Here is a 14027-nt window from a genome sequence, read left to right on the forward strand (position 1 = left end):
GAGCGTGGCCGCAATAATGCAAGAGTTTTTTTATGGCTTTGCCAAAATAATTGTTAAAATTCAACAGTTTGCTGTAAGGCGCGCCGCGCGCCGCCGAACGGACGGTCTGCGGGCGTATATATGCTGCCGCGAAGCACCGGTACGCAAGCGGTAAACCGCGTTATAAAATCATGCTACGGCGGTAGAAAAACGTCGTCAAGTCATATTTTGTTTACACTTTCTCTCGTTGACAGGGTACTTGATTTGCGGTATGCTTTTATTAATAAGGATCATCATGCTCTTACCAGAAAACGGAGGCAATTCCATGCGAAAATCGACTGCTTTTGCGTTTGCGCTTTGCGGCACGCTGCTTTTGGTGCTGCTGTTCGTTGGCGCGCGTATGCTGTATATCGGACACCACTCCCAGTCCTTTGAGAAAATCGCGGGCAAGGGGGAACAATTTCAGCTCACGCTGATGGAAAACGACACGCTGATCGCCGAATTGACGGACAGCGCGCAGATTGCCGCCGTGACCGATCTGCTGAAAGGCTATACTTACACCGAATACCCGCACTTTTTCCACCCGCGCGATAACGAGCTTTCCGGCAACCGGCTGACCGTTCTGTTTGAAAACGGGCATTCGATCAGCGTCAACGCTGACGGTTATATTTTTGTTAACGACAAGCTGCGTGATGTGGAGGGCGGCAGAGGCAAGGAATTTTATCATCTGCTTTATATCACGTTCTACCCCAATGCGGAGTAAAACGCAAAACGGAGGCTGTTTATGAAAAAACTATTTACGCTTCTGCTCGCGCTGCTGTTTGCGGTCGCGCCGCTCACGGGCTGCGGGGCGGACAGCGTGCCGCCTGCCGCGGACGGCGGAAGCGGCGTTAACACCGGGCTGGATGAAACGGCGGACGAGCCCGCCGCGCAGCCGCCGGCGGACGAAACGCCCGCCCTGCCTTGGGACGAGGCGGATTACCCTGCCGTTACCGGGACCGAGACCATTGTGCGCGGCGAAACCGCGATCGACGAGGAGGGCTGGTACTCCGGTAAGGAGGAGGTCACCCTTTACCTGCTGACCTATGGCCAGCTACCGCAGAACTTTATCACCAAAAAGGACGCCAAGGAGCTTGGCTGGCCGGGCGGTTCGCTCGAGCCGTACGCGCCGGGCATGTCGATCGGCGGAGACCGCTTCGGCAATTATGAAGGCGCGCTGCCCGAAGCGGACGGCCGGCACTACACGGAATGCGATATCGACACGCAGGGCGCGGAAAAACGCGGCGCCAAGCGCATGATATTTTCAAACGATGGGCTGATCTTCTATACGGAGGATCATTATAAAACGTTTACGCTGTTAATGGGGGAGGTATAAGCCATGCGGGAACTGCTGCTCGACGCGGAACAGATCCACACGCGCCAGCATTTACATGATGCCTTTGCCGGTTTGCTTGGTCTAGGGGAAAGCTATGGCCGCAATCTGGACGCGCTGTACGACGAGTTGACCGTTTGTCCGCGCACCCGGCTGACTCTGCGCCATGCGGAGTCGTTCATCGCAAATCTGGGCAATTACGGCGAACTGGTGCTTCGCGTTTTGGCCGACGCGGCAGTGGAAAACCCGGATTTTGTGTTGGAAATCGCCTAAAAAGCCTATAAAGACCGTTCCGCTGGATTGTGTTTCCGCGAAACGGTCTTTTTGTTGTATTCTAATTTGATTCAGCGCTATATATCGGTTTCAAAATTGTCGGTCAGCTTGCAATGTAGGGTCGCTCCAGCTTTCATTCCTAAGCTGAAATAGATTTCCTGAATAACAACTATGTAAGCGTTTATATGAGAAATAATTTCTTCTGTCTTGAATTCGCTTTAAAACAAATAATATTTGTATTTATACGAATATTATACGGCTTATAACGAATTGTGTCAATGCATTGTTTGGGTATTGCCGAATGATGTTCGTATTTTGTTTGAAATTCTTCGTTAATAAACGTATAATTAAGAAAATGAGGTGATAAATTGTCTGCTGCAAAGAAGATAAAAATACTTTTAATTGAACGTGAAATGACACTTACGGATTTGTCTAGGCTGCTAAATAAAAGTCTTTCAACAATGAGTGGGAAAATGGCCCGTGATAATTTTTCCGAAAAAGACTTAAAGCAAATCGCTGATATACTGAATTATAACTATGAGGCGGTATTCACGGATAGGGAAACCGGAAAACAGATATAAACAGTTTGGATTATAAAAGGACAAGACAGGCGGTATTGTGCCTGTCTTGTCCTTTTTTGTTATATCTGATTTCTCTTTGCGCTGGAGAAAATGCGGCATGCTTTTTGTTTTAATTCGCGGCGGGGGATAGCGTGCCGACCGATTCGCCTTCGGCAAGCGTGGTCTCCACCAGAATGCGGTCGGGCTGCGGCTCGGAGCCTTGGATGAAGCTGACCAGCAGCCGGACGCAGACCTCGGCCTGCGCTTCACAGCGTACGTCGACCGAGGTGATCGAGGGCATGGCCATTTTGCCGATCATGCTGTTGTCGAAACCGACGAGGGCGACGTCGCCGGGCACGGATAGTCCCTGCTCGTGCAGCGCCTTGGCGGCTACCATGGCAAGATTGTCGTTGGCGCAGATAAAAGCTTCGGGCAAGCGCTTTTTGGAAAGCAGCGCGCGCTGTAAATTGTCGAAGCTGTATACGTTCTCCAGATCCAGATCGAGGATGAGGCTTTCGGGATCGCTATCCAGTCCAAACGCCTGTATGGCGCCCGTGTAGCCCTGATAGCGTTCCATGTAGCCGGTGGAATACTGCGGCGGGCCGATAAAGCCGATCCGGCGGTAGCCGCGCTCGAACAGATAGCGGACCGCTTGGTGTGCGCCTTCCAGATTGTCCTCGATCACCGTACACACGGACAGGTCGTGGTAGCGCGTGCCGGTGGCCACCACGGGGATGCCGCAGGCCGCCACGTTGGCGACGATGCGTTCCTCCATATCGCCCAGAATGATAACGCCGGCAATCGAATTGGATTCAAATTTACGGCGCAGCTCATCGGGATCGACGTCGCAGTTAGCGCCCTTGAAAACCATCATATTATAATTGTAATCATGGGCAATGTTGAGGATATACTGGTGAAAGCTCATGTAAAAGTAAGAGTCACGCAGCCGTTCCCCGGTCGAGATCAGGCCGATATTATGAAGCTCCGTCCTGCTCTTCTGGTCGTAGTAGCCGAGTTCCTCCGCGATGCGCAAAATGGTTTCGCGCGTTTCCTGCTTAACGCTGGGCATATCGCGCAGGGCGAGGGACACGGTGTTTACCGACACACCGGCTCGCTGGGCGATATCCTTTAACGTGACTTTCATCTGTTTTCCTCCAAACCGCATAAGGGGGCGGCGGGTGCGGCTAAAACCGGTTCGCGCCTTCATATGCCGGATACAGCATGCTATATCCTATCCTAATATTATTAGTGTATGTTATTTCTTGCGCGTATGCAATGATAAAATTCAAAAATCAGCATATTCACATGAAACTCCCGCCCTATTTTCGCGATTCTCGTGTAAAATCATAAGAACGCCGCCCGGAAATGATTTTTCCGGGCGGCGCTTTGTTTGATAAAACAGCTTTGCGTAAAAAGGATCAGGATTCGCGCTTGACGCCGGACTGGGCCATCTTATCGTTGACATCCGCGTAGAACGAGTCCACGTTCGAGGAATCGACGACCAGCACGTCTACCGCTTGATTTTTTTCCACGCTCTTGCCTTCTAGGATTTCGACGGCGTTCTTGACGCCCTGATAGCCCTCTTCGATCGGCTGCTGGGCCAGAGAAGCGGTCAGTTCGCCCGCCTGAATAGAGTCGAGCGCGCCGAAGGAACCGTCAAAGCCCATGACGATGGTCTGGCTTTCCAGCCGCGCGCCCTTGACCGCTTCGGTCGCGCCGAGCGCCATCTCGTCGTTCGTGCAGTAGAAGGCCTTAATATCAGGGGTGGACTGAATGATATTTTCCGCAACGTTCATGCCCTTGCCGCGGTCGGAATCGGCGGGCTGCACGGATACGACCTCCAGCCCGGCGGCCTCCATGGCCTCCTGCGCGCCGCTGACGCGGTCGTCATGCACGGTTTGGCCGACCGTACCGCGGATGATGGCGACCTTGTCGCCCTTTTGCAGTTTGGATGCGATGTATTCGCCCGCGGTCTTGCCCGCGGCCACGTTGCCCGTGCCGACAAAGCACTCGTACAGGGAATCGTCCTCCGTATTCAGCTTGGTATCGATCAGAACGAGCGGGATCCCCTTGCTCTTGACGGTCTCCGCGGCGGATACCAGCGCGGTCGGCTCGTTCGCCGCCAGCACGATCGCGGCGGCCTTGTTATTGCACGCGTCCTCCACCATGTTGATCTGGGCGGCGGAATCGGTCTCCGCGTTCGGCCCTACCACGTTGATGTTGTAGCCCAATTCCTTGCCCGCGATCTTCGCGCCCGCTTCGACCATGTGCCAGTAATCGCTATTGAGCGCCATGACGATCACGCTGATGTCCTTGCCGCCGCCGGAAGCTTCAGGGGCGGCGGGGTCCGCCGTGTCGGTCGGCGCGGGGGTGTCGCTGCCGCCGCCGCAGCCCGCGAGAACGCCTGCGAGCAGCACGCCGCTCATTGCCAATGCCAGATGCTTCTTCATAGTTTTCATTTTTCTTTCCTCCTTGATTGGCGGCGCGCCGCTTGCATGTCTGGCGCGCCAATGGTTTATCATGACCCCTAGCGGGGTTATGCGCTTGCCGCTACGGCGTCGTCCTCTTTCTTCATGCGCTTGACGCGGGCAAAGCCGCCCGAGCGGATGACGTCGATAAACACCGCCACGATGATGATTGCGCCGAGGAAGATCGTCTGCATATCCGAGGATACATTGAGCAGGTTCAGGCCGTTGCGAAGGACGGAAATGAGCAGTACGCCGGAAAAGGTGCCCAGCACGTTGCCCTTGCCGCCGAAGAACGAGGTGCCGCCGATGATGACGGCCGCGATCGCGTCGTTTTCCAGCAGCAGGCCGGAAAGGGGATAGGCCGAATTGGTGCGGCCGGTCAGGATGATGCCGCCCAGCGCGGCCATGACGCCCGATATCACATAAACACTGGTGCGCACAAAGTCCACATTGATGCCGGACAGGGCGGCCGTGGTGATATTGCCGCCCACCGCGTAGATATGGCGGCCGAGCGTGGAGTAATTGAGGAAAACGCTGAATAGGATGTATGCGATCAGCATCAGCAGAAAGCTGACCGGCACCTTGCCCAAAAAGGAATCCGGGTCGCTGCTGAGGAAGGAAGCGCCCGCCCATTTGATGGCGGCGGGCATGCCCGCGATCGGGGTGGCGCCCGTGATGACCAGCGCCACGCCCTTATAAATGTTCTGCGTGCCGAGTGTGGAGATGAAGGGGTGGGGCAGCTTGCACTTGGTGAGCAGCAAACCGTTGACCAGACCGAGCAATCCGCCGGACAGGATGCCGATCAGCAGGCAAAGGATCGGGTTCCAGCCCATCCCCACCGCGCATTTGGCCATGATGATGGTCGAAAGCGTCATGGTGAAGCCGATCGACAGGTCGATGCCCGCCGTCAGGATACAAACCATCATGCCGAGGGCCAAAAAGCCGTTCATGGCGGTTTGCCGGGCCACGTTCATCAGGTTGCCCACGGTCAAAAAGTTTTCGTTTTGGATGGTCAGAAAAATGCCAAGCAGGATCAGCGCGATGATGGGGCCCGCCTTGCCGAGCAGCTCCTTTGCCCCCGCGGCCGCCTTGTTGTCCTTGTTCATCCGATATTACCTCCCGTTGCCAGTGTCAATATTTCCTCTTGTCCCACGGCGCCGTCGTTTGCGACGACGCCCGTCTGTTTGCCCTCGTACATGACCATGACCCGGTCGCTCATGCCCAAGATCTCCTCCATTTCAGAGGAGACCATGATGATCGACGCGCCCTGCTCGAGCAGCCGGTTCATGATCGTATAGATCTCCACCTTGGCGCCCACGTCCACGCCCTTGGTCGGTTCGTCGAAGATGAATACCTTGGCGCCGGAAAGCAGCCATTTCATAATGACAATCTTTTGCTGGTTGCCGCCGGAAAAATTCACCGAAGCCTTGTCAGGCTGCATGGGCCGCAGGTTCAGTTCGTTGCCGTATTGGGTGACCATCTCGCGGCGCTTTTTGTTGCTGACCAGCCCGAATTGATTGCGAAATTGCTTCATTGTGACCAGCGTGCCGTTTTCAATCACATTATGAATGAGGACAAGCCCTTCTTCCTTGCGGTTTTCCGTGATCAGTACAATACCCTTTTTGATGGAATCGCGCGGATTTTTCACGGTGATCTGTTGGCCGTTCAAATACAGACGTCCGTCCGCCAACGGGTCCGCGCCGAAGATGGCGCGCATGGTTTCGGTGCGTCCCGCGCCGACCAAGCCGAATACGCCGAGTAATTCGCCTTTTTTAACGTTAAACGAAACATTATCAAATTTTTCGGCGCACAGATTCTCGCAACGGAAGACCTCTTCGCCGATGGGTACGCTGCGCTTTGGAAATTTTTCCTCAAGCGACCGGCCGACCATCAGTTTGATGATCTGATCCTCGGTCACGTCCGCGACCGGGATGGATGTTCCGGAGTTCTGGCCGTTTTTCAGCACCGTCACCATGTGGCCGACTTTTTTAGCTTCGTCCAGCTTGTGGGTGATGAAGAGGATGGCCACGCCCTGCCGGTTCAAATCGAGCATTAGGTCGAGCAGAAAATCGATCTCCTTGCGGCTGAGCGAGGAGGTCGGCTCATCCATGATGAGCAGCTTGGCGTTGCGGTCGACCGCGCGGGCGATCTCGACGAGCTGCCGCTGTCCCATGCCCAGCTTCTCCATGGGCATATCCACGTCGATATCGGTCAGGCCGACGCGGGCGAGCGCTTTCTTGGCGGATCGGCGCTGTTCCTTCCAGTTGATCAGTCCGGCCTTTTGCTTTTCGCAGCCTAAGTACATGTTTTCCACAACGCTCAGGCAGGGGATGTTGCTCAGTTCTTGATAAATGACCGCAATGCCCAGATTGTAAGCGTCCTCCAAGGAACGCAGCTTGACGGGCTGGCCCATCCAGCGCATTTCGCCGCCTTCCGGCTTATTGATGCCGATGATCGTTTTGATCATGGTGGACTTGCCGGCGCCGTTTTCGCCCAGCAGCAGGTGAATCTCCCCTTGGCGGATGGTCAGGTTTACGTGGCTCAGTGCGACGACGCCGGGAAACATCTTTGTGATATCGCGCATTTCGAGCAGCGGAACGGAAAGAACGGCTGCCGCGGCAGCGCCGGTATGCTGTTTGGTCTCTGTCATCTTCACTCCTCCTTTTGAGCTGTCGGGGAACGTTGTTTGGGGAAATCGTGAAATTAATATTCGTTGGTAATAGTATATTTCATATCAAACTGGCTGTCAATAATATAAATAATAATATGATAAACAAGAAAATAACCAACAAAATATGCAATTTGACGGAAGGAGGAAAAGAAATACATTTATAAAGTCAAATAAAAACTGTGGTTAAATGTCGATATGTGTCGAAATACATGAAATAAAATGCTATATATAATAAGAATGTCGAAAACGCGGTTGCAGTGATGTGATGTTTGACATAAGCGTGACGAGGGGTATCGAAACCGCCTTATCAGTTTTGCACAAAAATAATAATCTGTATTTGTTATATGAAAAATATGAAATTATATTGACAAATTAATATTATGTGATAGGATGGACTCAAGAAAAGAATCGTAACTGAAAACCAAACCGAAGCAATTTGAACGTTATCATGTATATTATCGGAGGTGCGTAAAATGAAAAAAACACTGAAAATCGGCGTGATCGGTCTGGGGCGGCTGGGCTACCACCATACCATGAACGTGACCCGCACGATGGGCGCCCGGTTGGTCGCTGTGTCCGATCCGGTGCAGGCCGCGCTGGATCGCGCGGCAAATGATTTCGATGTAAAGGGGTATCTGGATTATCGCGAAATGATCAGCGATCCCGAGGTGGAGGCGGTTGTCGTCGCCACGCCCACGCAGACCCACTACGAGGTGCTGATGGATATCATCGCCACCGGCAAGCCGATCTTTGTGGAAAAGCCCATCACCTTTACGGTGGAAGAGGCGGAAAAGATCATGCAGGCCGTCAAGGAGGCGGGCGTGTACTTACAGGTCGGCTTCATGCGCCGGTTTGATCCCGGCCATGTGGCGGCGAAGAAGATGATCGAATCCGGCGCGTGCGGCAAGCCGATCTATATCCACGATTGCCAGCGCGATCCCAACGGTCCCCCTCCGGCCTATGTGCCGCAGTCGGGCGGCCTGTTCGTCGATATGGGCATCCATGATCTGGACGTGGCGCGCTGGCTGATGGGCTGCGAGATCACGGAGATCTACGCGCAGGGCGCGGTGCTCAAGCACGAGTTCCTGAAAGAGCTGAACGACGTGGACGACGGCCAGATGCTGCTGAAGTTTGAAAACGGCGGCCTCGGCATGATCGAGATCAGCCGCAACGCCAACGATGTTTACGATACCCGCACCGAGGTGATCGGTCTGGACAAGAGCGTCTTTGTCGGGCAGGATCAGCTTACCCCGTACACCGTTGTGGGCGGGCAGCAGGTCACGGTCGATATGGCGAACTGGTGCCTGGGCCGCTTCAAGGATGCGTATGAGCTGGAAATGCAGGCCTTCGTCGACCATGTGCGCGCGAACGAGCCTTCGCCGGTCACCGCGTACGACGGCATGATGGGCATCAAGCTGGCGCTGACGGCTACCGCGTCCTACCGCGCGGGCACGGCGATGCAGCTTAGCTGATAAAATTTGCTTGTATCATTTCTTCTTCATCCTTATAACGCCGAAGGGCGCTGACGGAAACCCGTCAGCGCCCTTCGGTCAGCGTGTCAAAGAACCTCTCGCGCCGCAGCGCGTTTAAAATAGGTTTCGGACAGTCTAAACAGCAAGAGCGGGCCGATTGGCCCGCTCCGCTGTGCTAGAGGGATTAAGGAAAAAAGAAAAAAGAAAATGAAAAGAGGGTGTCAGCAGTATTTCGCAACGTGTGCGCGGGTGACCTCGGCCGCCTTCTTGACGTTCTCTTCCTGAGAGAGCTCGTAGTAGGCGGGGCGGAACACTTCCATGGTGCATACATCGCCGGTGAAGCCGATCTTCTTGAGCGTATCGGCGTAGCGCTTGTGATCCAAGCAATCGCCCGGCTCGCCCGGCCACAGACGCTTCTCGTCGTTGTTGTAGGCCGCGCCGCAGGGCATATCCTCCATGCCGTTCAGATGCCAAACGAAGATGTACTTGCCGTCGGCCTGCTCGAGGGTCTCCCACTGGGAAGCCATCGCATGGAAGTGGTACTGGTCGAGCGTGATGCCGACGAACGGGGAATCGACAGCCTTCACGATATCGTAAGCGTATTCAAAGCGGTTGATGGACATGGTGGGTGCGCCGCAGAATTCGAGCGACAGGCGTATGCCGTGCGGCTCCACCTTTTTGACCATTTCTTTCAGAACGGCCACGGCGTCGGCCTTGATCTCGCCCACGGTCGCGTGGACCGGCAGGTCCATGGAGGGCACGACGACGATCATTTTGCAGCCGAGGATGTTGCAGCGGCGGATAATCTCGTCCAGCTCCGCCATGACGGCGTCCTTCTCGGCCTGCGTCTGTTTCATGTTGAAGAAAATAAGCGCGTTGTAGGAAAGCATTTTCAGCTTGTGGGTCTTGAACCACTCGCCAAGCTCTTCGATGGTGTACTTGCCGGCCTCGAGGTCGCGGTTGAGGCATTCGGACTGTACGTCGATATAATCAAAGCCATACTTTTCGCACAGATCGAGGTCCTTTAGTACCGAGTGATCCTTGCAAAAACGGTTGCAGCCTTCGTTAAATCCGATTTTCATATGTATGTTCCTCCCTTACTTCTGATAGAAAGCGGGCGTGCCGCCGGTAACGACCTTTTCGATCTGGCCCGAAGTCTGCGCCTTGACCAGCGCGTCCGCGGTGATGGAAGCCACGTAGCCGTCCCAAGCGGAGGAGCCGCCGGTCTCGCCCTTCAAAGCGTGGTCGACCCAGTCCTGAATCTCCACATCGTAGGAATCGATGAAGCGCAGGATCCAGTTGTCCTCGATCTTGGTGGAAACGTTGTGATCGTAACGGACGGTCGGGAAGGACGGGCAGGGCAGGTTCATTACGCCGTTTTCGCAAACGACTTCGCAGTTGATGTCGTAGCCGAAGCCGCAGTTGACGTTCACTTCGAGAACGGTGACAACGCCGCCCTTGGTCTTGAGGATCATGACCTGCGGGTCCTTGAGGCCTTCGTGCGCCTTGCTCGTGACCTTGGGCATGATGCACTGTACTTCGTCCCACTCGTCGTTAACGAGCCACGGCAGTACGTCGATTTCGTGGATCGCGGTGTCGGTCACGGCCATGGCGGTGGTGTAATCCTCCGCTACGCCGTCCGCGCGGTGGGTGCACTTGATGACCAGCGGCGCGCCGAACTTGCCTTCCTCGATCAGGGCCTTGAGCTGGTTATAGCCGCGGTCGTAGCGGCGCATGAAGCCGACCTGTACCAGATGCTTGCCGGAGGCGACCTCCGCGTCGACGATCTCCTTGCAGTCCGCGGCGGTGTTGGCCAGCGGCTTCTCGCTGAATACCGGCTTGCCGGCCTTGACGGCGGCGACGACCGGATCCTTGTGGAACGCGCCCGGGGTGGTGACGACAACGGCGTTTACGTCGGGATCGTTAATGGCTGCGTTGAAATCCGTGTAGACCTTGACGCCGGCGCCCGCGATCTCGGCGCCCTTCTGCGCGCCTGCCTCAAAAACGTCGCAGACCGCAACGACCTCCGCTCCCTTGATACGGTTCTGGATGCGCTCGATGTGTTCGCGGCCGATCATGCCGCAGCCGATAACAGCGATTTTCAGATTGTTCATAGTATTTTCTCCTTTTCCAAAATAATAAGTAAGCGAATGTGTACGGAGCGTCCTGCTTGGGGCCGGGGCGCTTTTCTTAAAGCCGTGCCCTCGGTGAGGCGCGCGGTTTTAGACGAATCAGGCCGCAATACCGAGCGGAGAGAACAGGATGTAAATGCCGATCGCGATGATAACGCCGACAATGGAGACCACGTGGCGGTATTTCCACGGCGTCAGGTCTACCGCGCCCACGTCGTGTATCTCGTAGGCTTCACCCGGGCGGAACTTGTTCAGCGCCCACATGATGATCAGCTCGACCGGGAACAGCACCGCCATGGCGTATAGGTAGTGGATGGGGTTCTCGGAACCGGGGTAGCAGGGCTTCACCAGCAGGAACAGGCCGTAAAGCACCACGTGGAACACGGTGATGACCTTGGGCGTGTACTTGGGCAGCCGCTTGAACAGGAATACGCCGAGAATGGTGCAGAGCACCGGCAGCGAAACGAATTGACTCATGGAGTTCAGGAAGGTGGTGATGCCGCCTGCATACATAACGAACGGTGCGATGATGATCGAAATGCAGCCCGCGATGGTGCCGTAAATCTTGCCGACCTTGACGCACTTGATATCCGAAGCCGCCGGATTGATCGAGGAACGGTATAGATCGAGTGTGAACATGGTCGAAGCGGAGTTAAGCACCGAGTTAAAGGAGGACAGGATCGCGCCGAACATAACGGCGGCGAAAAAGCCCATGACCGGCTTGGGAACGATCGCGGAAATCAGCGCCGGGTAGGCGAAGTCGATCGCCTGCGAACCGGCGGCGGCCAGTTTGTCCTGAATGGTGGGCAGATAGAAAGCGATAATGCCGGGGATGACCAGATACAGCGGGCCGAGGCACTTGAGGAAGCCGCAGAAGATCGCGCCCTTTTGGCCTTCCTTCAGGCTCTTCGCGGCGAGCGAACGCTGTACGAAGGACTGGTTGGTGCACCACCAGTAAAGGTTGTTGAAAAACATACCGGTGATCAGCAGCGGCCAAGGAACCTCGGGTTCGGGCGCGTTCCATGCGTTGATGGCGTTGAGCTTGGCCGGATCGGCTTCGACAATGTAGCGGATGCCGTCCATGATGCCGTGGCCGCCGGTCGCCGCGGCGAGCGCCGCGAAGCCGAGAAACGGGATCATCAGGCCGCCGATGATCAGGCCGACGCCGTTGATCGTATCGGATACCGCCACCGCCTTCAAGCCGCCGAAGATCGCGTAGCAGCCGCCGACGATACCGACGATCACGCACAGCACCGCGACTGCCTGAAACTTGGTGACGCCGAACATGCCGGAGATATCGAAGATCTGCTCAAATACGACCGCGCCGGAATAAAGAATGACCGGCAGGTTGAGGATCGAATACATGATGACGATGACGAGCGAGAACATCGTCTTGGTTCCCTTGCCGTACCGTTCCTCCATCAGGGAGGGGATGGTCATGGCGCCCATTTTTAAGAAGCGCGGCAGGAAGAAGTAAGCCAGAACGAGCAGCGTGAAGAGCGAACCGACTTCCCATGCAATGGGGCCCATGTTGGTTTTCCAGCTTTGGCCGTTCAGGCCGACGAGCTGTTCGGCGGATAGGTTGGTCAGTAACAGCGAGCCGGCAATCACGATGCCGGGCAGGCCACGGCCTGCTAAGAAGTAACCTTCGGCTGTTTCCAGATTGTCGCCCCGCGTTTTAAGGCTGGAGACGATGGCGACCATTGCGGTAAACAACACAAAGGAGATGCCGGTCCATGCCAGCGTATGAAAAAAGTTCATTTGTTTCCCCCATATAAAGCTGTAGAGCGTGTTTTCTGTTTTGCGATTATCCAAAATGTGTTGCGTGCACGTGAATATATCTTGTTGTACTAACAATATCACGATAAAACAGTGGATGCAAGACGGGAAAATCACCAAAAAACACAGGCTGTTTTTGGCGAAAACGCAAAGAAAACGATTTTATGTACAAAAAGACGTGCATTTGTACTTGCGTTTTCGTGTTTTGCGTCCTATACTGGTAGGGAAATGAACGCGATTGCACGCAAAAAACAAGTAAGGGGGCAACCACAATGGCGGTAACACAGGCGCAGATCGCCCAAATGGCCGGCGTATCTCGCGGCACGGTCGATCGCACGCTCAATAACCGCGGCAGAGTCGATCCGGAGGTAGCGGAGCGCATCCGCAGGATCGCGAATGAACTGGGCTACCGCCCGAACCGGGCGGGCAGCCTGTTGCAGCGGGCAAACCGGCCGGTTCGCCTCGGCGTAGTGATACAATCGGTCGAAACGCCGTTTATGGCGCTTATGCTGGAGGAAATTAACAAGGCGCTGCCGCACATGCGGGAGCTGGGAGCCGAGGTGATCGTCCGCGCAAATGAATTCGTGGATATCGACCGGCAGCTGATATCGCTCGACGAGTTGGAAAAGGAAGGCGTGGACGGCATCGCGCTGACCCCGGTGGAGGATATGCGCATTTGCGACCGGATCGACGAGCTGGCAAAAAAAATGCCCGTCGTGACGTTCAATACCGATTTACCCGATTCCCGCCGCCTGTGCTATGTCGGCCAAGAGAACTATTTAAGTGGGCGCGCGTGCGCGGGACTGATGAATATGTTGCTGGGCGGCAAGGGAAAAGTGCTCATGATCGCCGGACATCCCGCCAGCCAATCGCACCGCCGCCGTATCGACGGCTTTCGGTCCGAAGCGATATCGACGTACCCGGGGCTGTCGCTGCTTCCGCTGGAGCGCAGCAACGACAGCAGGCAAAAAGCTTATGAGATCGTCAAAGAAGTATGGGCGCGCCACCCCGATCTGCGCGGCATTTTCATTGCGGCGAACGGTCAGGTCGGCGTGTGCGACGCGATGCGCGAGCTGGGGCTAAAGGGAAAAGTCCATATGATCTGCTATGACCTGCTGCCGGATACGGCGGAAGGCTTGCGCGAGGGACTGATTGATTTGCTGATCGATCAGGACGCGCACGCGCAGGGCGTTCGCCCGTTGGAAATTCTGCTGGAGAACATTTTGACCGGCGCCCGTCCGCCGGAAGAGTATATGCTCACGCGGATCGATATCCGGAATCAATATAATATATAATCGTCGGGCGCGTTGCCGCGAAAGCG

Annotated in this window: 13 protein-coding genes; 6 read left to right on the forward strand and 7 right to left on the reverse strand. The window is 55.4% G+C overall.

Features of this window, described 5'->3' with window-relative positions; genetic code table 11:
• The first annotated feature begins 304 nt into the window (after positions 1-304).
• From NE562_RS06425 to NE562_RS06440, 4 genes are all read left to right on the forward strand, one after another.
• On the forward strand, positions 305-742 hold the full coding sequence (locus tag NE562_RS06425; protein ID WP_280961584.1) for a hypothetical protein: 438 nt from the start codon (positions 305-307) through the stop codon (positions 740-742).
• A 21-nt stretch (positions 743-763) separates the two neighbouring features.
• Positions 764-1354 (forward strand): ribonuclease domain-containing protein, encoded by a 591-nt coding sequence (locus NE562_RS06430; protein WP_280961585.1) that lies wholly within the window; start codon positions 764-766, stop codon positions 1352-1354.
• A gap of 3 nt (positions 1355-1357) precedes the next feature.
• The gene (locus NE562_RS06435; protein ID WP_280961586.1) at positions 1358-1624 is read left to right on the forward strand and encodes a barstar family protein; all 267 of its coding nucleotides are present in this window, start codon (positions 1358-1360) and stop codon (positions 1622-1624) included.
• A 368-nt stretch (positions 1625-1992) separates the two neighbouring features.
• Positions 1993-2205 (forward strand): helix-turn-helix domain-containing protein, encoded by a 213-nt coding sequence (locus NE562_RS06440; protein ID WP_280961587.1) that lies wholly within the window; start codon positions 1993-1995, stop codon positions 2203-2205.
• 109 nt (positions 2206-2314) lie between these two features.
• Here NE562_RS06440 and NE562_RS06445 read toward each other — a convergent pair whose 3' ends face one another.
• From NE562_RS06445 to NE562_RS06460, 4 genes are all read right to left on the reverse strand, one after another.
• The gene (locus NE562_RS06445) at positions 2315-3328 is read right to left on the reverse strand and encodes a LacI family DNA-binding transcriptional regulator (protein WP_280961588.1); all 1014 of its coding nucleotides are present in this window, start codon (positions 3326-3328) and stop codon (positions 2315-2317) included.
• A gap of 274 nt (positions 3329-3602) precedes the next feature.
• On the reverse strand, positions 3603-4643 hold the full coding sequence (locus NE562_RS06450; RefSeq protein WP_280961589.1) for a sugar ABC transporter substrate-binding protein: 1041 nt from the start codon (positions 4641-4643) through the stop codon (positions 3603-3605).
• 77 nt (positions 4644-4720) lie between these two features.
• Positions 4721-5758, reverse strand: coding sequence for an ABC transporter permease (locus NE562_RS06455; protein WP_280961590.1), 1038 nt, complete (start codon positions 5756-5758; stop codon positions 4721-4723).
• Positions 5755-7302, reverse strand: coding sequence for a sugar ABC transporter ATP-binding protein (locus NE562_RS06460; RefSeq protein WP_280961591.1), 1548 nt, complete (start codon positions 7300-7302; stop codon positions 5755-5757). Before NE562_RS06460 ends, NE562_RS06455 begins: the two co-directional genes overlap by 4 nt.
• Positions 7303-7796: 494 nt before the next feature.
• Here NE562_RS06460 and NE562_RS06465 point away from each other — a divergent pair, with 494 nt between their 5' ends.
• Complete coding sequence (locus tag NE562_RS06465; protein ID WP_280961592.1) at positions 7797-8795, forward strand: Gfo/Idh/MocA family oxidoreductase; 999 nt, start codon at positions 7797-7799, stop codon at positions 8793-8795.
• 221 nt (positions 8796-9016) lie between these two features.
• Here the strand turns inward: NE562_RS06465 and NE562_RS06470 are convergent, their stop codons facing one another.
• The 3 genes from NE562_RS06470 to NE562_RS06480 form a co-directional block, all read right to left on the reverse strand.
• A complete protein-coding gene (locus NE562_RS06470; protein WP_280961593.1) occupies positions 9017-9877 on the reverse strand; it encodes a sugar phosphate isomerase/epimerase family protein in 861 nt (286 codons plus the stop codon).
• 15 nt (positions 9878-9892) lie between these two features.
• Complete coding sequence (locus NE562_RS06475; RefSeq protein ID WP_280961594.1) at positions 9893-10909, reverse strand: Gfo/Idh/MocA family protein; 1017 nt, start codon at positions 10907-10909, stop codon at positions 9893-9895.
• A gap of 117 nt (positions 10910-11026) precedes the next feature.
• Positions 11027-12688, reverse strand: coding sequence for a solute:sodium symporter family transporter (locus NE562_RS06480; protein ID WP_280961595.1), 1662 nt, complete (start codon positions 12686-12688; stop codon positions 11027-11029).
• Positions 12689-12978: 290 nt separating this feature from the next.
• On the opposite strand from NE562_RS06480, the gene NE562_RS06485 reads away from it, so the two are divergent.
• The gene (locus tag NE562_RS06485) at positions 12979-14001 is read left to right on the forward strand and encodes a LacI family DNA-binding transcriptional regulator (RefSeq protein WP_280961596.1); all 1023 of its coding nucleotides are present in this window, start codon (positions 12979-12981) and stop codon (positions 13999-14001) included.
• Positions 14002-14027 lie beyond the last annotated feature (26 nt).

Origin of the sequence: Butyricicoccus faecihominis (assembly GCF_024462775.1) — a bacterium.
GTDB classification, from domain to species: domain Bacteria; phylum Bacillota; class Clostridia; order Oscillospirales; family Butyricicoccaceae; genus Agathobaculum; species Agathobaculum faecihominis_A.